Annotated in this window: 19 protein-coding genes; 14 read left to right on the top strand and 5 right to left on the bottom strand. The window is 33.7% G+C overall.

From position 1 onward, the window contains the following. The 7 genes from ACI5KZ_RS01225 (at nt 1) to ACI5KZ_RS01255 (ending at nt 7,667) form a co-directional block, all read left to right on the top strand. A complete protein-coding gene (locus tag ACI5KZ_RS01225; RefSeq protein ID WP_109682685.1) occupies nt 1-267 on the top strand; it encodes a DUF1272 domain-containing protein in 267 nt (88 codons plus the stop codon). Then, nucleotides 264-1,847, top strand: a complete 1,584-nt coding sequence (locus tag ACI5KZ_RS01230; protein WP_406846642.1) for an aldehyde dehydrogenase (NADP(+)) — start codon at nt 264-266, stop codon at nt 1,845-1,847. Before ACI5KZ_RS01225 ends, ACI5KZ_RS01230 begins: the two co-directional genes overlap by 4 nt. Nucleotides 1,848-1,851: 4 nt before the next feature. Next, a complete protein-coding gene (locus tag ACI5KZ_RS01235) occupies nt 1,852-3,591 on the top strand; it encodes a DUF885 domain-containing protein (RefSeq protein WP_406846643.1) in 1,740 nt (579 codons plus the stop codon). Beyond that, the gene (locus ACI5KZ_RS01240) at nt 3,584-4,594 is read left to right on the top strand and encodes a 4-hydroxyproline epimerase (RefSeq protein WP_406846644.1); all 1,011 of its coding nucleotides are present in this window, start codon (nt 3,584-3,586) and stop codon (nt 4,592-4,594) included. Before ACI5KZ_RS01235 ends, ACI5KZ_RS01240 begins: the two co-directional genes overlap by 8 nt. Before the next feature lie 50 nt (nt 4,595-4,644). Then, the gene (locus ACI5KZ_RS01245) at nt 4,645-5,010 is read left to right on the top strand and encodes a four helix bundle protein (RefSeq protein ID WP_109307710.1); all 366 of its coding nucleotides are present in this window, start codon (nt 4,645-4,647) and stop codon (nt 5,008-5,010) included. A gap of 108 nt (nt 5,011-5,118) precedes the next feature. Then, a complete protein-coding gene (locus ACI5KZ_RS01250; RefSeq protein ID WP_406846645.1) occupies nt 5,119-6,366 on the top strand; it encodes an NAD(P)/FAD-dependent oxidoreductase in 1,248 nt (415 codons plus the stop codon). A gap of 2 nt (nt 6,367-6,368) precedes the next feature. After that, nucleotides 6,369-7,667 carry an aminopeptidase P N-terminal domain-containing protein gene (locus tag ACI5KZ_RS01255; protein ID WP_406846646.1) on the top strand — a complete coding sequence of 433 codons (1,299 nt, stop codon included), beginning with the start codon at nt 6,369-6,371 and terminating at the stop codon, nt 7,665-7,667. Here ACI5KZ_RS01255 and ACI5KZ_RS01260 read toward each other — a convergent pair. The 5 genes from ACI5KZ_RS01260 to gldJ all read right to left on the bottom strand — a co-directional run bounded on the left by ACI5KZ_RS01260 (nt 7,659) and on the right by gldJ (nt 14,185). Further along, nucleotides 7,659-8,726, bottom strand: a complete 1,068-nt coding sequence (locus ACI5KZ_RS01260; protein WP_406846647.1) for a proline racemase family protein — start codon at nt 8,724-8,726, stop codon at nt 7,659-7,661. The genes ACI5KZ_RS01255 and ACI5KZ_RS01260 overlap by 9 nt on opposite strands. Next, on the bottom strand, nt 8,719-9,678 hold the full coding sequence (locus ACI5KZ_RS01265; protein WP_109307714.1) for an ornithine cyclodeaminase family protein: 960 nt from the start codon (nt 9,676-9,678) through the stop codon (nt 8,719-8,721). The genes ACI5KZ_RS01260 and ACI5KZ_RS01265 overlap by 8 nt, the downstream gene beginning before the upstream one ends. A 112-nt stretch (nt 9,679-9,790) precedes the next feature. Further along, nucleotides 9,791-11,104, bottom strand: coding sequence for a S28 family serine protease (locus ACI5KZ_RS01270; RefSeq protein WP_406846648.1), 1,314 nt, complete (start codon nt 11,102-11,104; stop codon nt 9,791-9,793). A 50-nt stretch (nt 11,105-11,154) separates the two neighbouring features. After that, on the bottom strand, nt 11,155-12,429 hold the full coding sequence (murF, locus tag ACI5KZ_RS01275) for a UDP-N-acetylmuramoyl-tripeptide--D-alanyl-D-alanine ligase (RefSeq protein ID WP_406846649.1): 1,275 nt from the start codon (nt 12,427-12,429) through the stop codon (nt 11,155-11,157). A 64-nt stretch (nt 12,430-12,493) separates the two neighbouring features. Then, the gene (gldJ, locus tag ACI5KZ_RS01280; protein ID WP_406846650.1) at nt 12,494-14,185 is read right to left on the bottom strand and encodes a gliding motility lipoprotein GldJ; all 1,692 of its coding nucleotides are present in this window, start codon (nt 14,183-14,185) and stop codon (nt 12,494-12,496) included. A gap of 265 nt (nt 14,186-14,450) precedes the next feature. Here gldJ and porU point away from each other — a divergent pair, with 265 nt between their 5' ends. The 7 genes from porU (at nt 14,451) to ACI5KZ_RS01315 (ending at nt 24,789) form a co-directional block, all read left to right on the top strand. Then, nucleotides 14,451-18,332: a type IX secretion system sortase PorU gene (gene porU / locus ACI5KZ_RS01285; protein WP_406846651.1), complete on the top strand. Its 3,882-nt coding sequence runs from the start codon at nt 14,451-14,453 to the stop codon at nt 18,330-18,332. A 33-nt stretch (nt 18,333-18,365) separates the two neighbouring features. Further along, on the top strand, nt 18,366-19,613 hold the full coding sequence (gene porV / locus ACI5KZ_RS01290) for a type IX secretion system outer membrane channel protein PorV (RefSeq protein WP_109307718.1): 1,248 nt from the start codon (nt 18,366-18,368) through the stop codon (nt 19,611-19,613). A gap of 151 nt (nt 19,614-19,764) precedes the next feature. Beyond that, a complete protein-coding gene (gene cdd, locus ACI5KZ_RS01295; RefSeq protein WP_406846652.1) occupies nt 19,765-20,247 on the top strand; it encodes a cytidine deaminase in 483 nt (160 codons plus the stop codon). A 113-nt stretch (nt 20,248-20,360) separates the two neighbouring features. Beyond that, nucleotides 20,361-21,359, top strand: a complete 999-nt coding sequence (pdhA, locus tag ACI5KZ_RS01300) for a pyruvate dehydrogenase (acetyl-transferring) E1 component subunit alpha (RefSeq protein ID WP_406846653.1) — start codon at nt 20,361-20,363, stop codon at nt 21,357-21,359. Between the two features lie 3 nt (nt 21,360-21,362). Further along, entirely contained in the window at nt 21,363-23,015 is a 1,653-nt protein-coding gene (locus tag ACI5KZ_RS01305; protein WP_406846654.1) for a pyruvate dehydrogenase complex dihydrolipoamide acetyltransferase, read from the top strand. 102 nt (nt 23,016-23,117) lie between these two features. After that, entirely contained in the window at nt 23,118-24,113 is a 996-nt protein-coding gene (locus ACI5KZ_RS01310) for a M28 family peptidase (RefSeq protein ID WP_406846655.1), read from the top strand. After that, a complete protein-coding gene (locus ACI5KZ_RS01315; protein WP_406846656.1) occupies nt 24,103-24,789 on the top strand; it encodes an SDR family NAD(P)-dependent oxidoreductase in 687 nt (228 codons plus the stop codon). The genes ACI5KZ_RS01310 and ACI5KZ_RS01315 overlap by 11 nt, the downstream gene beginning before the upstream one ends. The last annotated feature ends 88 nt before the right edge of the window (nt 24,790-24,877 follow it).

Below are 24,877 nucleotides of genomic sequence, written 5' to 3' on the forward strand. Positions count from 1 at the left end.
ATGTTAGAAATAAGGCCTACATGTGAGCATTGTAACAAATCATTGCCTTTTGATTCTCAAGAAGCGATGATTTGCACCTTTGAATGCACCTTTTGTAAAGATTGCGTTCAAACAGTGCTACAGCATGTTTGTCCTAATTGTAATGGTGGTTTTGAAAAGCGTCCAATTAGACCAAAAGTATTATTAGAAAAATACCCAGTATCTACAAAAGTGGTTTATAAACCAGTCGATATTGAAAAACATTTAGAAAGAATAAATAAAAAATGATAACAGGAAAAAATTATATTGGTAATCAACTTTCAGCAAAAGGAACTAAAACGTATAAAACGTTTAATCCACAGTTAAATCTAGAAAATAATCCTATTTATACTGAAGCTACTAAAGAAGAAATAGATGAAGCAGTTGCTTTAGCTTCTAAAGCATTTAAATCTTTTAGACAAACATCAGGAAAGCGAAAAGCCGAATTTTTAAATACCATTGCAGACGAAATTTTAGCTTTAGATTCAGAATTGATAGAAACCTATTGCTCAGAGACTGGTTTACCAGAAGGAAGAGCTATGGGAGAAAGAGGTAGAACTGTTGGACAATTACGTGCCTTTGCTGAATTACTCCAAGAAGGTTCTTGGGTTGAAGCAGCCATTGATACTGCTCAACCAGACAGACAACCTATGCCGAAATCCGATATTAGAAAAATGTTGGTGCCTTTAGGACCAGTAGTTGTTTTTGGAGCAAGCAATTTTCCGTTAGCATATTCTACTGCAGGTGGAGATACTGCAGCAGCTTTAGCAGCTGGTTGTCCAGTAATCGTAAAATCGCATCCTATGCATGCTGGAACTGGTGAATTAGTTGCTTCGGCAATTATCAAAGCAGCTGAAAAAACAGGTATGCCAAATGGTGTGTTTTCAAATTTAAATAGTAGTGGCATAGAAGTAGGAACACAATTGGTGTCTCATCCTGGTGTAAAAGCTGTTGGTTTTACAGGTAGTATTCGTGGTGGTCGTGCTTTGTACGATTTAGCTGCTAAACGCGAAGAACCAATTCCAGTTTTTGCTGAAATGGGAAGTATTAATCCTGTGATTATATTGCCTAATGCTTTAAAAAATAGAGGAGAGGCTTTAGCTAAAACTTATGCTGGTTCCATTACTTTAGGAACAGGTCAGTTTTGTACCAATCCAGGTTTATTGTTAGGAATTAAAGGTGAAGAATTATCTAATTTCATTAAAAAGTTATCAAATGAAATTGTGAAGATTGAACCATCAAGCATGTTACATCCAAATATTATTGGAGCTTATGAAAACAACAAGCAAAAAGCACTGTCTCAACCTGAATTAACGGTTGTTGCAGATTTTAATTCTGACGTGAAACCTAATTATGCCAGACAAACGGTAACTACTGTTGAAGGAGCTACTTTTATAAAGAATACCACCTTACATCAAGAAGTTTTTGGACCCTATTCTATGGTTGTTCAGTGTGAAAATGCCGAACAATTAGAACAGATTATTTCAAAACTAGAAGGTCAATTAACAGGCACTTTAATAGCAGATAATGACGAAGCTTCACAATATTCTCAAGTTATAGATGCACTTCAAAATCGCGTAGGACGTATCATTTATAATGGCGTGCCAACAGGAGTTGAGGTTTGTCCATCCATGGTTCATGGTGGTCCTTATCCGGCTTCAACAGATAGTCGTTTTACAGCTGTAGGAATTCATTCAATTAAACGTTGGGTGAGACCTTTTAGCTATCAAGATTGGCCAAATAATTTGTTGCCAGATGCATTGAAAAATGAAAATCCATTAAAAATTTCACGTTTGGTGAATAACAACCAAACTACAGATACGATTTAATTCTATGAAAGTTTCAAAAGGTGTATTATTCTTTTTATTGGTTAGTTTAATGACTTGTAAAAATGACGAGGCTAGCAATACAATTGCTTCAGAAGATTTATTAGAAGATGTCATTAAAGCCTATGAAACTGAAAGAGAATACGATTTTGAACCATTTGAATCCGTAGAAAATACAATTGCATTTTATCAAAAAGAAGCAACTTTTGCAGAAGAACTTCAGCAGAAACTTTTAAAAGTTAATGAAGAAACTCTTACAGAGTCTGAGCAAATTTCTTTGGAATTATTACGTTTTGAACTTCAGGATAAAATAGATACAAATACATACAAAATGTATCTAAATACCATTACGTCAGAATCGGCTTTTCATTTGAATTTAAGTAATATGGCTGATGTTAATTTTGAAGACTATGATGATGTCAAGGCCTATTTAGATAAATTAAACAAATTGCCAAAAACGGTAGATTATAACTTGGCATTATTACGGGAAAGCATCAAAGAAGGCATGACGCAACCAAAAGTTGTTTTTGGAGACTATAGCTATACTTACAACAAACATCTGGTTGAAGATTATACACAAAGTGACTTTTACCAGCCTTTTAATACCTTACCAGAAAGTTTAACCAGTCAGCAAAAAGATAGTGTTTTAACTGTAGCAAAAGCTAGTGTTGAAAATAATGTCGTTGGGCAATATCAAAAAATTAAAGACTTTTTTGAAATCGAATATTTCCCAAACTCTCGTACAGAATTAGGTATTACTTCTATACCAAATGGGGAAGCCTTTTATCAAAATAGTATTAATTATTTTACAACGAGTGATCAATATACTGCAGAGAATATTCATCAAATAGGATTAAAGGAAGTCGCCAGAATAAGAGCTAAAATGCAAGTAATTATTGACGAGTTAGGCTTTGAAGGAAGCTTTGCAGATTTTCTAGCATTCTTAAGAACCGATTCGCAGTTTTATGCCAAAACGCCTAAAGAATTAATGATGTTTGCTAGAGATATTTCCAAACGGATTGATGGCGAACTTCCAAAATATTTTAAAACCTTGCCTAGAAAACCTTATGGTGTCGTTCCAGTTCCTGAAGCTATTGCACCAAAATATACCGGAGGAAGATATTCAGGATCTTACGATGATAAAACAGCTGGATTTTATTGGGTGAATACGTATAATTTGCCAAGTAGAACCTTATATACTATACCAGCTTTGACTGCTCACGAAGCTGTTCCAGGACATCACTTGCAAATTTCCTTAAACAATGAGCTTGGCGATTCTATTCCACAATTTAGAAGAGACTTATATCTTTCAGCTTATGGTGAAGGTTGGGGATTATACTCCGAATATCTAGCTGATGAAATGGGCATTTATACCACACCATATGAGAAATTTGGTCAGCTAACATACGAAATGTGGAGAGCCTGTAGATTGGTTGTCGATACTGGCGTGCATGCTCTAGGATGGACACGACAGGAGGTTCTAGATTATCTGGCATCGAATACTGCTTTGTCTATTCATGAAGTAACTACAGAAACGGATAGATATATTTCTTGGCCAGCGCAAGCCATTTCCTATAAAATTGGAGAGATAAAAATTAGGGAATTACGTGAAAAAGCAGAAACCGAATTACAAGATAAATTCGATATTCGCGAGTTTCATGAAGTCATTTTAGGCGAAGGCACAGTGACTTTGTCTATTATGGAAGATAGAGTAAATAGTTATATTGAAACTGTTAAAAATGAATAAGAGCACTTTTGTTTGCATCGATGCACATACTTGTGGAAATCCTGTAAGAGTGATAAAGCAAGGTGGTCCAGAATTGGTTGGAAATACCATGAGCGAAAAGCGTCAGCATTTTTTAAAAGAATACGATTGGATTCGAAAAGGTCTCATGTTCGAGCCTCGTGGTCACGACATGATGAGTGGCAGTATTTTATATCCACCGCATAACCCAGAAAACGATTTTGCCATTCTGTTTATAGAAACTTCCGGTTGTTTACCAATGTGTGGGCATGGCACTATTGGAACTATAACTATTGCTATTGAAGAAGGCTTAGTAACTCCAAAAGTTCCTGGAAAAATTAGAATGGAAGCTCCTGCTGGTTTGGTTGAAATTAAATACCAACAAACTGGAACAAAAGTCGATTGGGTAAAACTTACCAACGTAAAAAGTTATTTAGCAGCAGAAGGATTGACGGTTGATTGTCCAGAATTAGGAGAAATTAGGTTCGATGTGTCTTATGGTGGAAATTATTACGCCATTGTAGATCCACAACAGAATTTTTCTGGGGTTCAGGATTTTTCTGCTTCAAAAATCATTCAGTATTCGCAAGTGGTAAGACAACGAATTAACCAGAAATATCCTAATCTATTCATTCATCCAGAAAACGAAACTATTAAGGATGTGACACACATGCTTTGGACAGGAACTCCTATCGATCCAACATCTTCTGGTAGAAATGCGGTATTTTATGGAAATAAAGCCATCGATAGAAGTCCTTGTGGTACAGGAACTTCAGCAAGATTAGCACAATTATATGCTAAAGGAAAATTGAAAGTAGGGGAAGATTTTATTCATGAGAGTTTTATTGGAAGCAAATTTATTGGTCGTGTTGAAAAAGAAACTACTTTAGATGGTAAATTAGCTATTATTCCAAGCATACAAGGTTGGGCGAAAATTTATGGACATAATACCATTACTATAGATTCTGAAGACGATCCGTATGCGTTTGGTTTTCAGGTAATTTAATTTTCAATGAAATAATGAAACAATGATTTAATGAACTAATAAATAAAATCATGGATAAATCAGAATTTGTTGAGCAATTAAAGGATAGAACAAAGAAGTTAGCCGTAAATGTTATTTTGTTTTATGATGATATAAAAAAAACGGAAGCTACAAAAGTAATTGGCTATCAAATTATTAAATCTGTAACTTCAACTGCAGCAAATTATAGAGCCGCTTGTATAGCTCGTTCACAAAAAGAGTTTTTTGCCAAAATTTCCATAGTTGTTGAAGAAGCAGACGAAACCTTATTTTGGTTAGAAATATTAAAAGACACAAAATTAGCTTCAGAAAAAGATTTAAAACCTTTAATAAGCGAAGCTTTAGAAATCCTTAAGATTGTTTCAAAAGCTAGGAAGAATATATATCCAAACAATTAACTCATTAACTCATTTACTCATTAACTCATTAACTCATTTACTCATTTACTCATTAACTCATTAACTCATTAACTCATTATTTCATTAACACATAAATAAACTGACTCAATGTCAAAAAAAATAATCATCATAGGTGGCGGAATCATCGGTTTGTGTTCTGCTTACTATCTTCAAAAGGAAGGTCATCATGTGACAATAATTGACCAATCCAACATGGATGCAGGTGCATCTTATGTCAATGCTGGGTATTTATCGCCAAGTCATTTGGTACCATTATCTGCTCCTGGAGTCATGAAAAAAGGTTTGAAATGGATGTTGAATCCAGCAAGTCCTTTGTATATAAAACCTCGTTTGGATGCCGATTTTATTAAGTGGACACTCGCTTTTAATAAATCCTGTAATGCCAATCACGTTGAAAAAGCGATTCCTGTTATTAAAGAAATTACTTTATTAACTCAAGACTTATTCGATGATATAAAGCGTGATGAGAATTTCAGTTTTCAATATGAAAAGAAAGGCTTGCTTATGTTATGTCAGACAGATAAAATGCTTGAAGAAGAAATTGAAACAGCACATATCGCAAAACGAGAAGGGTTAGATGTCGATGAAATCAGTAAAGAAGAATTACAAGTTCTTGAACCCAATGCGACCTTCAATATTAAAGGTGCAGCTTATTATAGATGCGACTCCCATACTACGCCTCATGAGTTTATGACAGAAATGAAAGCCTATTTGAAAGCCGCTGGAGTTACGCTTTTTTCTAATGAGAGAGTTGAAAATTTAGTAATCAATAATGGAAAAATTGAAGCTGTTAAAACACAAAACCAAATTTTAAAAGCTGATGAATTTGTGCTTGCAGCTGGTTCGTGGAGTTCTTTATTAAGTAAGAAATTGGGTTTAAAATTATTGCTTCAAGCAGGAAAAGGCTATCGGATTAATACCACACAAAACACAGGAATTACTATTCCTTCCATTTTAGCAGAAGCCAAAGTAGCAGTTACACCAATGAATGGCTTTACACGTTTTGCTGGCACGATGGAAATAGCAGGTATTAACGATAAAATCAATAAAGTTCGTGTAGAAGCTATTGCAAAAGCTGCTAACAGTTTTTATCCAGATGTTACTCTAACACATGAAGAAAAAAACAATGTGGCTTCAGGTTTGCGCCCAGTGTCTCCAGATGGTTTGCCTTATATTGGGAAATCTTCAAAATGCGATAATCTAACCATTGCAACAGGTCACGCCATGATGGGTTGGAGTATGGGTCCAGCTACTGGAAAATTGGTTTCAGAAGTTATTTCAGATAAAAAAAGTACATTAAATTTAAATCCGTTTCATCCAGATAGAACCTTTTAGTTATGCGTTACAATCAGATTCCAAATAGTTTATTCATAAAAAACCGAAACAATTTTACTGCTAGAATGAAGGCTAATACGTTAGCTATTCTAACTTCAAATGATGTGAAGCATAACAATGCAGACGATGTCATGGGTTTTACCCAAAACAACGATTTGTTTTATCTGTGTGGGATTGATCAAGAGGAAACTCTTTTGGTACTTTATCCTGATGCTACTAAAAAGGAGAATCGTGAAATCTTGTTTGTTAAAGAAACCAATGAACAAATTAAAATTTGGGATGGTGACAAATTAACCAAAGAACAAGCGACCGAAATTTCAGGTATAAAACGTGTAGAATGGATTCAAGATTTTGAAAAAGTTTTGCAATTAATGGCTTTTGAAGCCGATGGAATTTATTTGGGACATAATGAACACATTAAACGTGTGACCCATAATCAACAAACGCAACAAGACCGAATGATTGCATGGTGTAAGGAAAAATATCCTTTACATGAGTATCATCGAGCAGCAAAAATTACTCGAGATTTAAGACTTATTAAATCTGAAGAAGAAATTGCTTTAATGCAACAAGCAGCAAATATTAGCGTGGAATCTTTTAAACGCGTCTTGAAAGCATGTAAACCAAACATGAAGGAATACGAGCTAGAAGCCGAATTATCTTATAATTTAATAAAATCTGGTGCCACACGTCATGCCTTTAAGCCTATTGTGGCTTCTGGGAAAAATGCCTGCGCACTTCATTATAACACCAATGATGCTGTTTGTAAATCTGGAGATATGATTCTATTGGATTTTGGCGTTTGTTATGCCAATTACAATAGTGATACAACCAGATGTTTTCCAGTAAACGGTAGGTTTACTGAAAGACAAAAAGAGGTTTACAGTTCCGTTTTACATTGTTTGAAAGAAGGAAGCAAATTGTTGAAACCTGGTGTTTTATCTTCAGATTATGAAACACAAATGGCAAAACTTGTTGAAACCGAACTTATAAAATTAGGTTTACTTAAGGCCGAAGATGTTGCCAATCAAAATTCAGAGAAACCTTTGTATAAAAAATATTTTATGCATGGCACAGCGCATCATATAGGATTGGATGTGCATGATGTAGGTTTGTATTCTCAAGTTTTAGAACCTGGAATGGTTTTAACCTGCGAACCAGGAATCTATATTCCTGAAGAAGGAATTGGTTGCCGTTTGGAAAACGATTATCTAATAACCAAAGACGGGAACATCAACTTAACAGAAGCTATGCCAATAGAAATCAATGAGATTGAAGCCTTAATGAATTCTTTATCTTAATATAAATCCATTTTTCATAGGATCATTAGGATCGATAACAAAAGTATGCATTCCTGTTATATGAGCTGTTCCTTCAACTTGTGGAATAACAGCTTTAAAAGGTCCATAATTTTCTTCAGATATAATGGAGCCTTTAAACACAGAGTCGGTAATACTTTCTATAGTCATTTCTTCTCCGTAAGTGATTTCATTTCTAGCTTTGTGTATTGCCATTCTTCCCGAAACACCAGAACCTGTTGGACATCTGTCGACTTCGCCTTCAGCAAAAATGCAGACATTACGACTATCTATTCCAGACTCTTGTTGTTTATTATCTATAAAAATTGTACCATAAAGGAAGCTTAAATCTTCTTCAAATGGATGAGTAATCTCTTTGTCATTTTTCATGACAGCATGTTTAATATCCATGCCTTTTGAAATTAATGAGCGATAGGATTCAGGTTTTAAATCAAAATCAAAATTATTTTTAGCCATATCCACGTATGCATAAAAAGCACCTCCATAAGCTAGGTCATAAGTTACTTCTCCTATGCCATCTACATGCACTTTATTATCTAAACTAACTACAAAACTTGGTACACAATGAAATTTAACACCAGTTACTTTTCCATTTTCAACATGAGTAAAAGAAGTGATTCTACCACAAGGTGCATCAATCTTTAAGATATTATTACCTTCTTTTACGTCTATCCAATTCATTTCTACAGCCAAAGTTGAAATAGCAATAATGGCATGACCACACATGGTGGAGTAGCCTTCGTTGTGTAAAAAAATAATCCCAAAATCGCCTTCATTATCGTTTGGAGGTGTTAAAATACAACCATACATGTCTGCATGACCACGAGGTTCAAACATTAAAGCAGTTCGTAAATGGTCGAAATTTTGTTGACAATATCTTCTATATTCTAATACAGAGTTCCCTTTTAGTTCTGGAAACCCATCTACAATGACACGTAGTGGCTCTCCACCTGTATGCATATCAATGGTTTTTATTTGAAGCCAATTGCTATCAGGTTTAAAATTGGTTTTATTAAGAATGTTTTGGTAGGTGTTAGTCATTTTTAAATTTGTTGTAATAATAAGTAGCAGCTGTTAAATCTTCAAGTGAATGACCCACGGACTTAAATAAAGTTATTTCTTCATTATTCTTTCTTCCCGATTTCTGATTTGAGCAAAGCTCAAACAAATCTGCTTTAATGTCTTCTTTTTTTAGAACACCACTTTGTAAAGGAATAAAAATATCACCACTTTCTTTTAATCCACCTTGATAGGTGTCGATAAATACAGATGTTTTTTTAATGGTATCATCATCTGCTTCTCTCATAGTAGGTCTGTAAGCGCCAACTAAGTCTATATGCTGTCCAGGTTTTAAATAAGCGCCTAATACTAAAGGTGTTTTAGACAAGGTGGCACAAGAAACAATATCAACTTCAGAAATCTTTTCTTCAATAGATTGAATAGGATAGACATTGAATTTTTCGTTTTTGAGTTCTGCTGCAATTGCTTCAGCTTTATTGAAGTTTCTTCCCCAGAGATACACATTTTCTATAGGTCTAACTGAAGCGTGTGCTTTAATTAGGTTTATGGATAAAGCACCAGTGCCAATCATTAACATGGATTTTGAATCTTTCCTTGATAGATAAGTTGAAGCCAAAGCTGATGCAGCAGCCGTACGTTTAACCGTGAGACTTTTAGCTTCTATTATGGCTTTAACACTTCCTTTTAGTGCGTCAAAATAAATATAGGTTCCTTGAATGGAGGGCAAATCGAATTGACTGTTTTCTGGACTAACAGTAACTATTTTTACACCTGCAATTTTACTTGGATTCCAGGCAGGCATTAACAGAAGTGTCGAATCTGAATTTACTTCAGGATTTGGAAAATCGTGATGATGACGTAGTGGAACAATAACATTGCTGTTAGAAAAACTCTGATTTAATTCTTGAATTAATTCTGAAAAAATCGTGTTTTGCTCAATAAATGAGTCTCCAATTTGTAAAATACTATCCATAATTTAAAGGTAGCCAAAATTTGAATTCTAATCACATTTTGGATATTAAACAGCTAAAATGGTATCAATATTGGATAAGATAGTATCTAAAATGAGAGGTTTGTTAACGCTCTTATTCTTTTAGCCAACCATCGATTATGTTGTAGATTTCTTTCTGACTTTCAGGGCTAAAACTTTTTATTCTAGTTGTATGGCTTCCTTGTGGTTGTACAAATTTATAAACATCTCTATCTGATGCATCCTTTTCTAATTCAACGGCAGTAGCACTCCAGGAATCGTATTCACCATATATAAAAAGCATATCTTCTGCTGAATTATCTAAAAACGTTTGAACCTCTTTCATTGGTATTGGATCAAAGGGTTTAGTAATCCCCTCTGGGAATGCCCAATCAAATTTATAAATTTCTTCAGTATTTAAATATTGTTTAAATGGCGCTGTTTCATAACCATATATACCTTGTTGCGTTAACGCAGCCCAGAAGTAAGGTTGTAAATTATCAACAGCTTTTTCTTCAAAAAAACCATAACCAACAACACTAATAAGATGGTTGTATATTTCTTTAGCTGAAGCACTTTCAGTTGGAATACTTTCAATGGGTGTTCCCCATTGCCAGAAAGCAAAAGAGTATTCTAATATGGTATAATCAATAGCTTTATCTACGCCAAACTCCCAAGACATATCTTTTTCTATGGCTGCTTCTTTCATCATTTCTAATAAGGCTGTTCTGTTTTCAAAGCATAAGTTTTGAAATGCTTTTACTTTATCTCTATTCTCTTGAGTGCTGACATTATTTAAAAATTCATACACCCTTGGATCTTCACGTTCAAAATTTAAAGGACCAACATAACATACACAAGCATCTACGTTCTCAGGAAAATATCTGCGATGTATCATGGTAGTTTGGCACCCTTTTGAAATTCCGGTAGAAATAAACTTAGCATTTGGATAGACTGCTTTTCTAATTGCATTTATTATCCTTGTTTGGTCTTTGGCAGCATTTTCAATTGTAAGGGTGTTCCAATCTATAGTTTTTGGTCGAGAATCGTTAAAGTAACGATGCTCAATGTTTAATTGGTTTGATTTGTAATGACTTGCCAATTCACCTGCTTTTTCTGTACCAATACCATAACCTTGAAGCTCTACAATAACAGGTTCTGTTGCATTTTCGAAACCAAGTAAAACACGTTGTCTGAAAGTGCCTTTGGATAAGTCGTTATAATCTATGGGTTGTTCAAACCAGATTTCATAATTTTCATCAAAATGACTAACGGGTTCTCTTTTTTCAATAGTGACCACATTTTCAATACTAGCTAATTTTTCAAAAGTTGAGAGTTCGTGTTCTTTTGTAACAGAATTTTGAGGTGTTTTACACCCTACTAATAATAGAAGGAAAATGGATATTGATAACGTGCGAATTAATTTCATGTTTTGTAGATTACGTGTTGTTTCTAAAAAGCTAAATATACAGATTTAAACTATAATAATTCTAATATCCGTTCTAAAGCCATGCCTCGAGACCCTTTAATAAGTAGTGTTGCATTATTTAGAGTTTTAAAATGAAATTGTTCTTTAAAATCGTTAAATGTTTTATAAGCTTCATTGGTTTTAGGAATGGCATCATAAAAATTTTCACCAATAAAAATTACTTTTGAAAGCGGTAACGAAGTTGCTAATTCTGCAATAGCTTCATGTTCTTTTTTAGCATCTTGACCTAATTCGAACATATCTCCAAGAATAGCTATTTTATTTTTAGATTCTAATTTCCCAAAATTCTGTAAAGCAACTGTCATACTAGATGGATTGGCATTGTATGCATCTAGAATTATTTTATTATTACCTTTTTCAACAATTTGTGACCTGTTGTTTTTTGGTGTGTAGTTTTCAATGGCTTCTTTAATTTGGCTTTCAGCTACCTTAAAATGAGCGCCAATGGCAATAGCTACAGAGATGTTGTTGAAATTGTATTCACCAATGAGTTGGCTGTGTATTTCGTTAATATTAAAAGTAACCGTCACATTTGGTTGTGCGCTTTTAAAATGAATTTCAAAATCGTCGGTTTTCTTTGAGCCAAAAGACAAAGTTTTTGCTCCTTGACTTTTCTCAAGCTGAATGGGATCGTTAGAGTTTATAAAAATAGTTTTATCATGAGATATTAGATGTTTATAGAGTTCAGATTTTGCTTCAATAACGCCTTCAACACTACCGAAGCCTTCTAAGTGTGCTTTTCCAAAATTAGTAATGAGTCCATAATCAGGAAAAGCGATGTTGCATAAAAATTCAATTTCTTTTTTATGATTGGCTCCCATTTCAACAATGCCCATTTCAGTTTCATGATTCATTTTTAATAGCGTCAATGGCACACCTATATGGTTGTTAAGGTTTCCAACAGTCGCTACAGTGTTATATTTTTTTGAAAGTACGGCATGTATTAATTCTTTGGTAGTTGTTTTTCCATTGCTTCCTGTTAAAGCAATAATGGGTAATTTTAAATATTTTCTATGGAAAGTAGCTAATTCCTGTAAGGTTTTTAAAACATCTTCAACCAGAATACATTGTTTATTTAAAGCTTGAGTTTCTTCATCAATAATGCAGTAAGAGGCCCCATTCTCTAAAGCTTGCTTGGTAAAAGTATTACCATTAAAGTTTTCGCCTTTAAGAGCGAAATAAATATCGTTTTTCGTAATTTTTCTGGTGTCTGTAGAAACAGAAGGATGGTTTAAAAAAAGCGTATGTAGTTGTTCAATATTCATAAAATAAAAGTATAAAAAAAGTCCTAACTAATTGTTAGGACTTTTTTAAAAGATTGAAATCTTATTAATTTTTTGTTTTGTTCTTGTTTTTAGATTTAGAACCTACACGAGACATTGCACATCTAAAGCCAATATAATCTGTAGCCATAGTTTGTGGGAAGTAACGTCTTTGTGCTGGATCTAACCAGTATTCTCTGTCTTTCCAAGAACCACCTTTATAAACACGAACTTCATCGTTAATTAAAGATGTTCTTTTATTAGATTTATCGTACTCTCTAATTAATGCACCAGTAGAATCATCTACATCTACATTGTGTTTTGGAGAGTTGTACATTTTTCCTGTCATAGAGGTTTCACTTGTAACACCTTCTTCGTCTCCAAAGCTTTCTCTGTATTGACGAGACGATTGTTTGTCTCCATCTCTAAAGTTTCTGTTGTCGCTTCTATCGAAATTTTGTCTTAAATAGGTTTCATCTTCATCAACAGCTACTTGCGAAATTTCACCAGGTAAATCTCTAGCAACAACTTTTCCATTAGGTAAAGTATCGAAAACAATTTCGTCTGTAGTAACAATTTTTACAGTACCATCTTCGTTGATTGCGTTTTTAGTATAAACGTTTCCACGATAGTAGTTAAAGTCGTTAAACTCATCATCTACTATTGGTCTGTAAACATCAGCTACCCATTCGGCAACATTTCCAGCCATATCGTATAAACCATAATCGTTTGGTTGGTATTGTTTTACTTCATTGGTAATATCTGCACCATCGTCAGACCATCCTGCAATTCCACCATAATCTCCATTTCCTTGTTTGAAATTGGCCATTTGATCTCCTCTAACTTTACGTTTTCCAGAACGTGTGTATTGTCCATCCCAAGGGTATTTTTTTCTACCTCTATAAATGTTATAATTACGTAATTCTGTTAAACCTAAAGCAGCATATTCCCATTCTGCTTCTGTTGGTAGTCTATAGCTAGGAGAAATAATACCTGTTTCTCTACCTGCGTAAACACCTATAGTGTCTCCTGAAGCAGTAGTAGTTACTCTTCTTCTAGTGTTTTCTGGGTTAGTAAGACTATCGTTTCCACCATATATTTGTGTAGGCGCATTAATATATGTGTCTGTGTTAAAAGTTTCACCAGCTTCTACACTAGTAATTTTAGCATCTCTAGTAATATAACCTGCATCTTCTAAATACATTTCGTTTACACGATCTGTTCTCCAGCTAGCAAATTCTACCGCTTGAATCCAACTAACACCTACAACAGGATATTCTCCATATCCTGGATGACGTAAATAGTTTTCTGTCATCACTTCATTATAACCTAATCTATTTCTCCAAACTAATGTGTCTGGAAGCGCACCATTGTATATAGCTTTGTAGTTTTCTTCTGATGGTGGATAAATTCTTTTTAACCAATCTAAGTATTCCATATACATTTTGTTGGTTACTTCAGTTTCATCCATATAGAATGACTGAATGTGTTGTTGATTTGGAGTATTGTTCCAATCGTGCATCACATCATCTTGAACTTGTCCCATTGTAAAAGTTCCTCCTTCTACAAAAACAAGGCCAGGAGCCGTTTCTTGCTCTTTAAATTGTGTGTTATATTGGAATCCTCCATCTCTGGAATTAATATCCCAACCGGTAGCTCTGGAGCTGTTTGAGCTAGATGATCTTTTACAACCAACTGTTGTTATACATATTGTTAATACTAACAATATCTTAAATGCCATTACTTTTTTCATATCCATACCTTTAAGTAAGCTTAATCATGTTTTTGGTGACGCAATATAAGCATTATAGCGAATATTACAAGATAAAATGTAAAATTTGATTAAAAAAATACGCATTTCATCCTATTTATTATACGTTACAACGATGTTTTTTACGCTTTTAATCGGTAATTTGTGTTTAAATAACGCACAATTTTATAAATTATTATTGTATTTTTGAATCGTTTTTTTAAAATTGTTTGTTTTTTAATAATATCAGGCAATTATTCACGTTATTTAGTCAATGAAAAAGAAATTTGTATTCCTATTATTTTTTGTCACTTTAATTGCTTTTTCCCAACAAAAACAATTTGAAATCAATTGGGAAGGATCTAAAGTATTGTCAACTGAAAGCTTTAAGTTATCGGTTCCTTCATTTAATAAGGCTAATTTTAATTTTAGTTTAACCGATGGGTTACAATTTGTTTCTCAATGGTCAATTTCGCAAATTATAGATGAAAACTCTGTCTCAATTAATAATGTACAGTATGCTACAATAACAAGAGCGGAATTAAAAGATCTAAATATTGAAACAATTCCTAATGAATTAACCTATAGCTTAAAAACATCCATTGCGAGAAATTCGTATAGTGCATATTTGGTTTTATCTCCAATTGTTAAAACGAGTGAAAATACTTATAAAAAAGTTGTTTCATTTTCTGTGTCTTATTCTAATGGAAGGTTTAATACTAATAATTCTCGCTTTCAAAATCGTGTCATTACTAATTCAGTATTGAGTACTGGACAATGGTATAAGTTTTATATAGATAAAACCGGTGTTTTTAAAATTACAAGAGATTTTCTTTCTAATTTAGGAATCAACATGGATAATGTTGATCCAAGAACTATAAAATTATACGGAAATGGTGGAAGAATGATTCCTTATGCTAATTCTGAACCTTATCCAATAGATGTGCAAGAAAATGCCATTAAAATTATTGGTGAAAGTGATGGCTATTTTAATGATAGCGATTATATGTTATTTTACGGTCAAGGGCCAAGAGGTTACGATCAAGTAAGTAATACCAATATAAACTGTTATTCGGATAAAACATATTATTATATTAATATAAGTTCAGGACATGGAAAAAGAATTCAACCTTTTGTTCAGCCCTCTGGTCCAGTGGATTTAATGATTGATACGTTTCAAGATTATAAATTTCATGAAGTAGACGAATATAACTTGGTAAGTGTAGGAAGACGCTGGTTTGGTGATAAATTTGATATAGAACACACAAAATCTTTCGATTTTAATTTCCCAGATTTAATTCAAACAGAACCCATTAATTTTAAAGTATATCTTGGCTCTACTTCTCAGATTCCTACAAGTATGCAAGTTGGTATAAACAGTAATACGATTGCAACTTTGCCATTGCCAGCTACAACAGATTCTAATTTAGCTACTGAAGCAAGTTATGATAACAACATACTTGTAAGCTCTTCAAACCTAACAGTAAATTTAAATTATAACAATGGAGGCAACCCTTCCTCTTTAGCTTATATAGATTATATTTCTATAGAAGCTACGCGAGCCTTAAATTTTTCGGGAAGTCAATTAGCTTTTAAAAACAAAGCGGTAACTCAATTATCTGGTATTGGACAATATAATGTTACCAACACTTCTCAAGTTTCAGAAATATGGAATGTTACAGATATATACAATGTCACCAATCTTATAAATTCAAATTCTAGTTCAAGCATTAGCTTTACATCTTCATTAGGAAGTTTAAAAACCTACGTACTTGTTGCTCCATCAAATTATTATGAACCTATGATAGGTTCTTATACAACGGTTAATAATCAAGATCTAAAAGGGACCATATTTCAAGATTCTCAAGGGCAATTTCAAGATGTAGATTATCTAATTGTTACTCCAAATAGTTTTAGAGATCAAGCAGAAAGGTTGGCTCAAATAAATAGAAATGAAAATCAATTAAATGTCAAAGTCGTTACTTTAGATCAAATATATACAGAGTTTAGTACAGGAAATCACGACATTGGAGCCATTAGGAATTTTGTAAAATACATTTATGATAATGCTAGTACACCAGATAAAAGAATTAAATATCTTTGTTTGTTTGGTGATGGTTCATTCGATTATAAAGACAGAATCTCTAATAATACGAATTTTGTACCTTCTTGGAATGCTTATAACAGTTTTAATTTAACGAACTCCTTTGTATCAGATGATTTTTTTGGTATGATGGATTTTAATGAAGGCAATTTAGAACCTTCAGATCATTTAGATATTGCCGTTGGTAGAATTCTTGCCGACTCCTATCAAAGAGCCAAAGACCTTGTAGATAAGGTAGAAAGATATTATATAGAAGCATCGTTTGGAAGTTGGAGAAATAATTTTGTGGTAATTTCAGATGATGTCGATGAAACTTGGGAACAAGCTATTCAGGCAACAACTGATGTAATTGGAGACGATGTAGCGGCAGAAAAACCTTTTATAAATGTTACTAAAATACATTCAGATGCTTTTCAGCAAGAATCTTCTGCAGGTGGAGAAAGATACCCAACAGTTAATACAGCTATAAAAAACGCATTAGAAACTGGTGCTTTGGTTGTTAATTATTTTGGACATGGAGGAGAAGATGGCTTGGCTCATGAACGTATTTTTGAAAAACCAGATGCACAAGGGTTAAATAATGTGTGCAAGCTTAATTGTTTTGTTACAGTAACTTGCGAGTTTACCAAATTCGATAACCCTATCCGTCCAACAGCAGGAGAATACACCTATTGGAATAAAGATGGAGGAGCTATAGCTTTAATTACAACAACAAGACAAGTTTTTGTGAATGTAGGAATTACTTTTAATACAGTTTTAGAACAATATTTATTTTCTTATAGTGATAATGATCCTTATCCCGATCATGAGTATCCAAGTATGGCGGAAGCTTTAAGGTTAACAAAAACAGACCCTGCAGTTTCTATTATTGGACAAAGAAGGTTGGTGTTTTTTATTGGAGACCCAGCCATGAAATTAGCATTTCCAAAACCTAATATTGTATTAACAAAAATAAACGATGCGCCAATTTCTGGAACAACCGATGTGCTACAAGCACTAGGTCATGTTAAACTATCTGGGGAAGTAGTTGATTTGAATGGAAATGTTAGAACCGATTTTAATGGTGTGCTTTCAACAACTATTTACGATAAAAATATTGAAAGACAAACCTTAGGAAATGATAATACAAGGGATAGTGGGCAACTTATTATTTTAGATTTTGAAACTTTAGGACCAATAATTTTTCGAGGGCAATCTACTGTTACTAATGGGCAATTCGAGATGGAATTTGTTGTTCCAAGAGATATTGGTATTCCAGTTGGTTATGGAAGGGTTAGTTTTTATGCCAAACAAGATGGACGACTTGTAGATCAAGCTGGCGCAAGTGTCAATCAGGTACAAATAGGTGGATTAAACGAAAACGCTGAAGAAGATAATATTGGACCTGTAATTCAGGCATTTATGAATGACGAAAGCTTTGTTTCTGGAGGTATTACAAATAAATCGCCAAGTTTAATTTTAAAGTTGCAGGACGATAATGGAATTAATACTGCTAGTGGTATTGGTCATGATATCGTTGGAATTCTTGATGGTGACGAAGCAAACCCATATGTGTTGAACGATTATTACCAAACGGAGTTAGACGATTATCAAAGAGGTGTTGTTAATTATCCATTAAGAGATTTAGAGCCAGGACTGCATACATTAACTGTAAAAGCTTGGGATGTTTATAACAATTCATCAACCACAGAAATTCAATTTGTGGTGTTTGACGAGAATCAAGAGTTGATTGTCGAAAATGTTTTAAATTATCCAAATCCCTTCGTTAATTACACAGAATTTTGGTTTAATCACAATAGTTCAGAACCTTTAGACGTTTTAGTACAAATCTTCACAGTTACAGGAAAAATTGTTAGAACCTTAAGTGGGCAAACAAACAGTGGAGAGTGTTGTAATCAAGGTGCTTCATCTTTATCTCGAGAAATTGTTTGGGATGGAAGGGATGATTTTGGAGATAAAATTGGAAAAGGAGTTTATATTTATAAACTAACCGTTCGATCTTCAACCTTTAATAAAACCGTAGAAAAAATAGAGAAACTTGTTATACTATAATAAAAATATATATTTGTTAAATAAATAAAATTTATGAAGAAATCAATTTTAATGTTATCCGCATTATTTTTTGCAACCCAAATACAATCACAAAATATTGTTGAAGAAATCACACCAAATCCTTACGATTCAAGAGTTATCACAACAGGAGTTCCTTTCTTATTAATAGCATCCGATGCTCGTTCGGCATCCATGGGAGACATGGGAGTTGCAACATCTGTGGATGGTTTTTCTCAGCAATGGAATTCTTCAAAATATGTATTTTCAGAAACCAAACAAGGTGTTGCCATTAGCTATACACCTTATTTAAGTAAGCTAGTAAACGATATCTTTTTAGGAAGTCTTACTTATTTTAATAGATTAAATGACAGAAGTTCTTTTGCAGCCAGCTTTAGATATTTTTCTTTAGGAGAAATTGAGTTTGTAGAAGACGAAAACCAAACACCTTTAATTCAAAGTCCTAACGAATTTACTTTTGATATTTCTTATGCCTTAAGATTAAGTGAACAATTCGGGATGTCAGTAGCTATGCGTTATTTGAATTCTGATTTAAAAATTCCAGACGGAAACGGTGATACCTCTGCTGCAAGCACTTTTGGTGTTGATATTTCTGGTTATTATCAAAGTGAAGAACAAGCATACAACAGTTTTAATGGGAGAACAAGATTTGGATTTGCTATTCAAAATATAGGACCTAAATTTAAGTATGATGAAGGAGGACAGGAAAATTTCCAACCAACAACCTTGCGATTAGGAGCAGGTTTCGATTTTATACTAGACGATTTTAATAAAGTATCATTAACTGGTGAAGTTACCAAATTATTGGTGCCAACACCTCCAATTACTGGAACCAAATTAGTGTATGACGATGTGAATGATGATGGCGAGTATAATCCAGCTGATGGAGATATAAAAATTAGCGAAGACAGTAATTATATTATAGAAGGTAAAGATCCAGACGTCAGTTTTGTTAAAGGGATGTTTCAATCTTTTAGTGATGCACCAGGAGGTTTTAGCGAAGAAATGCAGGAATGGACTTGGGCCTTAGGTGCCGAATACTCATACCAAGACTCTTTTGCGTTTAGAGCAGGATATTTTCACGAGAGCCCAGAAAAAGGTGCTAGACAGTTTTTTGCTATTGGAGCAGGATTTAAATATAATGTTATTGGTTTAGATTTATCTTATTTATTCTCAGCATCAAAAGTGCCAAGCCCATTAGAAAATACACTTCGTTTTTCTCTTACCTTTAATATAGATAGAGAAGCTTATAGTGAATATTAAAAATTATTTATAAGACTTGCGAATGAAGATTTTTTTAAATAGAATTAATAGACTCTTCGCATCTTTCAGAATAACTACAAAAAAACTATTGCAAACGCAATAGTTTTTTTGTCTAAAATAGTATCAGTAACTTTAGTAATATTTAAAATGTATGAAGGAAATAAAAATTGAATCTATATTAACAGTTTACGATAATATAGAAGAGCTTCCAACAGATGTTTCAAAACTAATGGATCAAGCTACTTTGGCTAGAAAAAACTCCTATTCGCCATATTCTAAGTTTAGTGTTGGAGCTGCCATATTATTAGATAATAATGAGGTTGTTTTAGGATCTAATCAAGAAAACGCGTCATATCCATCTGGATTATGTGCCGAGCGCACAGCTATCTACTATGCGGGATCGCAATATCCAGAAGCTAAAATATTAAAAATGGCGATTGTTGCAGGGTCTCGAATTCGTCAAACCATTACGCCAATTCCTCCTTGTGGAGCTTGTAGGCAAGCTATTGCAGAATATGAAGTAAAACAAGTTGCTCCTATAGAAATTTATTTTATGGGGGAAACTGGAAAAGTTGTAAAATCTCATTCTTTAGCTAATCTACTACCTTTGGTGTTCGATAAATCTGTACTTTAAATAATGTTATATGACAAATAATTAAGATCATATTAATTTTTTACGAATTACAGTTTTTTCATTAGTAACTAAAGTAGTATTTTTGTTAATCGTTTATCAAAGTAACGTAACCAATGCAAAAAATAACAAAAGAAGTTTACCTTAAATGGTACGAAGACATGTTGTTCTGGAGAAAGTTTGAAGACAAACTTGCTGCCGTTTACATTCAACAAAAAGTAAGAGGATTTCTTCACTTATATAATGGTCAAGAAGCTGTATTAGCAGGCGCTTTACATGCTATGGACTTAACAAAGGATAAAATGATAACGGCTTACCGTAATCACGTACAACCTATAGGTATGGGAGTCGATCCTAAACTTGTAATGGCTGAACTGTATGGCAAAGCCACAGGAACTTCTCAAGGTCTAGGTGGTTCCATGCATATTTTTTCGAAAGAACACCGTTTTTATGGAGGTCATGGAATTGTAGGTGGTCAAATCCCATTAGGTGCAGGTATTGCTTTTGGAGATAAATACCACAATGTAGATGCAGTAACACTCTGTTGTTTTGGAGATGGAGCTGCTAGGCAAGGATCGCTTCATGAAACCTTTAATATGGCCATGCTTTGGAAACTTCCAGTTGTTTTTGTTTGCGAAAACAATGGGTATGCTATGGGAACATCTGTATCCCGTACGGCAAACCATACAGATATTTGGAAATTAGGTTTAGGTTACGAAATGCCTTGCGGACCAGTAGATGGTATGAATCCTGTTAAAGTGGCCGAAGCTTTTGATGAAGCTATACAACGAGCAAGAAGAGGTGATGGGCCGACATTCTTAGAGTTAAAAACATACAGATATAGAGGGCACTCCATGAGTGATGCGCAACATTATAGAACAAAAGATGAAGTTGCAGAGTACAAGAAAATTGACCCTATTACGCAAGTAAAAGATGTTATTCTTGAAAAGAAATATGCATCTGAAGCAGACATCAAAAAAATTGATAAGCGTGTCAAAGATTTAGTTAATGAATGTGAAAAATTTGCAGACGAATCTCCTTATCCTGAATTAAATGTGATGTACGATGCTGTTTACGAGCAAAAAGATTATCCATTTATAGAACACAAAATATAAGCTATGGCAGAAATTATAAACATGCCTCGTTTAAGCGATACCATGGAAGAAGGTACTGTGGCTACTTGGTTGAAAAAAGTTGGTGATAAAATTGAGGAAGGTGATATTCTTGCCGAAATTGAAACGGATAAAGCCACCATGGAATTTGAATCTTTTCACGAAGGAACATTGCTTCATATTGGTGTTCAAGAAGGTGAAACAACTAAAGTAGATGAATTATTAGCTATTATTGGTGATGAAGGAGAAGATATTTCAGATTTGATAGCAAGTTCTAATTCTAAAGCTTCGGAAGAAAAAACAAATTTAAAAGATGAAGCGTCTAATGATGATGAGATTCAGAGCGATAACGAAGTATCTAAATCTAATTCAAATAAAGACTCAAATACAGAAACAAAGCTACCTGAAGGTGTTATTATAGTTACCATGCCACGATTAAGTGATACCATGGAAGAAGGTACTGTAGCCACTTGGCTTAAAAAAGTAGGCGATGCCGTTTCTGAAGGAGATATTCTTGCAGAAATTGAAACAGATAAAGCCACTATGGAATTTGAAAGTTTCCAAGCAGGTACCTTGTTACATATTGGTTTAGATGAAGGAGAGTCTGCTAAAGTCGATTCACTATTAGCGATTATTGGTCCAAAAGGAACAGATGTTTCAGACATAGCCAAAAACTTTAAAACTGAAGATATTTCAGAAAAGAAGGAAGCACCATCTAAAGCCGAACCTAAAAAAGAAACGACTGTCACTTCTAGCGTAGACGAGAAGTCTCAAACATCAACTTCAACATCAACTTCAGACTCAAGTAGAATATTTATTTCTCCTCTAGCTAAAAAAATGGCAGATGAGAAAGGGATTAATCTATCTCAAGTAAAAGGCTCTGGAGAAAATGGAAGAATTATTAAACGCGATATAGAGAACTTTACACCATCTACTTCAACCTCAGCTTCAGTGGGCAAATTTGTACCAACTGGACAGGAAGATTTTGATGAGGTAAAACACTCACAAATGCGTAAGGTAATTGCCAAACGTTTAGCAGAGTCTAAATTTACGGCACCACATTATTATTTAAATGTGGAATTTGATATGGAAAACGCCATAGCCTTCCGTCAGCAATACAATTCAATTCCAGAAACTAAAATATCTTATAACGATATGATTGTTAAAGCTTGTGCTTTAGCATTAAAGAAACATCCACAAGTCAACTCTCAATGGTTTGACGACAGAATGCAGATAAATAATCATGTGCATATTGGTGTTGCAGTTGCCGTTCCAGATGGGTTGGTTGTACCAGTGGTAAAATTTGCGAACGAGCAAAGTTTAACTCAAATTGGAGCAGCAGTTAAAGAGTATGCTGGAAAAGCCAGAAATAAGAAACTAACACCTCAAGAAATGGAAGGCAGTACTTTTACCATTTCTAATTTAGGGATGTTTGGGATAGAAAGTTTTACGTCTATTATCAATCAGCCAAATTCAGCTATTTTATCTGTTGGTGCTATTGTATCTAAACCAGTAGTTAAAAATGGTCAAGTAGTAGCAGGAAATACCATGAAATTAACCATGGCTTGCGACCACAGAACAGTGGATGGAGCAACAGGCTCAGAATTCCTTTTAACCTTAAAAGGATATATTGAAAACCCTGTGACGATGTTGGTATAGAAAGTCTATTAGAACAATACAAACAAGAATTTTGTAAAATAAAACCTGTTTCATAATAATTGAAACAGGTTTTTTTATCTTTAAACCAAAATAAATTTAACCATGAAGCATTTTTTATTCCTTTTCAGTGTCGCATTACTTTTAATTGGGTGTAAACCGTCAAATGTTGTTGTAAATAACGACAATCAAGACCAAGCTTCCATTCTTGAAACTCCTAAAAAAACACCGTTAATAACCAACTTAGAACTTAAAGAGGCTGTTGAGTTTTTAGCATCAGACGATCTAAAAGGAAGAAATACAGGAAGCGACGGTATTGAACAAGCAGCTGTTTATATAGAGAACAAGTTTAAATCTTATCAACTTAAACCTTATTTTGAAACTTATAGAGATTCGTTTATAGTAGGAGAGAAGAACGCTTATAATGTAGTTGGTTTTTTAGAAGGACAAGATGAAAAACTAAATAAGGAAATTATTATTATTGGAGCACATTATGATCATATTGGGTATGGTAAAACTGTAGAAAGTGATTCCATAGCAAATGGAGCAAACGATAACGCATCTGGTACTTCTGCTGTTTTGGCTATGGCTAAATATTTTTCTGAAGCAAAATCTAACGGAAGAAGCTTGATGTTTGTACTTTTTTCTGCTGAAGAAATGGGTTTATTGGGTTCAAAACACTTAGCGGGAAAACTAAAAGCAGATAGCATTAATTTATATACCATGCTAAATTTTGAAATGATAGGTGTTCCCTTCACAGATAGAGATTATGTGGCTTTTGTAACAGGTTACGACTTGTCTAATATGGGAGCAAAGATCAACGAATATGCTGGTAGTAATTTAGTAGGTTTGTCTGAAATAGCTAAACAGTATCAACTGTTTAAGGCATCAGATAACCATCCTTTTTACGAAGCCTTTAAATTGCCATGTCAGACTATTGCTTCTTGCGATTTATCTAATTATGATTACTATCATCATGTAAAAGATGAAGCAAATCAATTAGATTACAACCATATGGCAACTTTAATAAACAGTATGATTCCTGTAATTGAGAAAATGAGTCTAACTCCAACAAAAGAAATCGTCTTACATGAAGAGTAAACATATTATTATTACAGGAACTAGTAGAGGGATAGGTTTCGAACTTGTAAAACTATTTGCAAGTCAGGGGCATCAAGTATTGGCCTTATCTAGAAATTCAGACCCAATAAATAAGCTTGAAAATAAGAATGTAACTTGTTTTTCTTGCGATATCTGTGATGTATCAGAATATAAAAAAATAGCAGATTTTATTAAAAACAAATGGCATCAGGTAGATATATTAATTAATAATGCAGGTGCCATATTAAATAAACCATTTTCTAAAACGACTTTTCAAGATTTTGAACAAGTCTATAAAACCAATGTGTTTGGTGTTTCAGAAATGATAAGAACTGTTATTCCCTTTATGAAAAAAGATGGACATGTGGTAACAATAAGCTCGATGGGAGGCGTTCAAGGTAGCGTTAAATTTCCTGGACTTTCAGCTTACAGTTCTAGTAAAGCGGCTGTTATTACACTTACCGAATTATTAGCTGAAGAATACAAAGAAACAGGTCCTTGTTTTAATGTATTAGCATTGGGTGCAGTTCAAACTGAAATGTTAGAAGAAGCATTCCCTGGATACCAAGCTTTAATGACTGCAAATGAAATGGCAAAATACATTTCAGAATTTGCTTTGAATGGTCAAAAATATTATAACGGAAAGATGCTTCAAGTTTCAAATTCAACACCCTGATTTTAATAGATGCCAAATTTTTAAAATGTTTTTTTAGTGGGTTTTTATGTGTTAAAATACAGTTAAAAGAATTTAATTTACATTTTAT

The organism is Xanthomarina sp. GH4-25, assembly GCF_045363175.1.
Taxonomy (GTDB): Bacteria; Bacteroidota; Bacteroidia; order Flavobacteriales; family Flavobacteriaceae; genus Xanthomarina.

Coding starts and splice junctions, on each gene's coding strand:
- ACI5KZ_RS01225 (WP_109682685.1), top strand. CDS start 1: ATGTTAGAAATAAGGCCTACATGTGAGCATTGTAACAAATCATTGCCT.
- ACI5KZ_RS01230 (WP_406846642.1), top strand. CDS start 264: ATGATAACAGGAAAAAATTATATTGGTAATCAACTTTCAGCAAAAGGA.
- ACI5KZ_RS01235 (WP_406846643.1), top strand. CDS start 1,852: ATGAAAGTTTCAAAAGGTGTATTATTCTTTTTATTGGTTAGTTTAATG.
- ACI5KZ_RS01240 (WP_406846644.1), top strand. CDS start 3,584: ATGAATAAGAGCACTTTTGTTTGCATCGATGCACATACTTGTGGAAAT.
- ACI5KZ_RS01245 (WP_109307710.1), top strand. CDS start 4,645: ATGGATAAATCAGAATTTGTTGAGCAATTAAAGGATAGAACAAAGAAG.
- ACI5KZ_RS01250 (WP_406846645.1), top strand. CDS start 5,119: ATGTCAAAAAAAATAATCATCATAGGTGGCGGAATCATCGGTTTGTGT.
- ACI5KZ_RS01255 (WP_406846646.1), top strand. CDS start 6,369: ATGCGTTACAATCAGATTCCAAATAGTTTATTCATAAAAAACCGAAAC.
- ACI5KZ_RS01260 (WP_406846647.1), bottom strand. CDS start 8,726: ATGACTAACACCTACCAAAACATTCTTAATAAAACCAATTTTAAACCT.
- ACI5KZ_RS01265 (WP_109307714.1), bottom strand. CDS start 9,678: ATGGATAGTATTTTACAAATTGGAGACTCATTTATTGAGCAAAACACG.
- ACI5KZ_RS01270 (WP_406846648.1), bottom strand. CDS start 11,104: ATGAAATTAATTCGCACGTTATCAATATCCATTTTCCTTCTATTATTA.
- murF (WP_406846649.1), bottom strand. CDS start 12,429: ATGAATATTGAACAACTACATACGCTTTTTTTAAACCATCCTTCTGTT.
- gldJ (WP_406846650.1), bottom strand. CDS start 14,185: ATGGATATGAAAAAAGTAATGGCATTTAAGATATTGTTAGTATTAACA.
- porU (WP_406846651.1), top strand. CDS start 14,451: ATGAAAAAGAAATTTGTATTCCTATTATTTTTTGTCACTTTAATTGCT.
- porV (WP_109307718.1), top strand. CDS start 18,366: ATGAAGAAATCAATTTTAATGTTATCCGCATTATTTTTTGCAACCCAA.
- cdd (WP_406846652.1), top strand. CDS start 19,765: ATGAAGGAAATAAAAATTGAATCTATATTAACAGTTTACGATAATATA.
- pdhA (WP_406846653.1), top strand. CDS start 20,361: ATGCAAAAAATAACAAAAGAAGTTTACCTTAAATGGTACGAAGACATG.
- ACI5KZ_RS01305 (WP_406846654.1), top strand. CDS start 21,363: ATGGCAGAAATTATAAACATGCCTCGTTTAAGCGATACCATGGAAGAA.
- ACI5KZ_RS01310 (WP_406846655.1), top strand. CDS start 23,118: ATGAAGCATTTTTTATTCCTTTTCAGTGTCGCATTACTTTTAATTGGG.
- ACI5KZ_RS01315 (WP_406846656.1), top strand. CDS start 24,103: ATGAAGAGTAAACATATTATTATTACAGGAACTAGTAGAGGGATAGGT.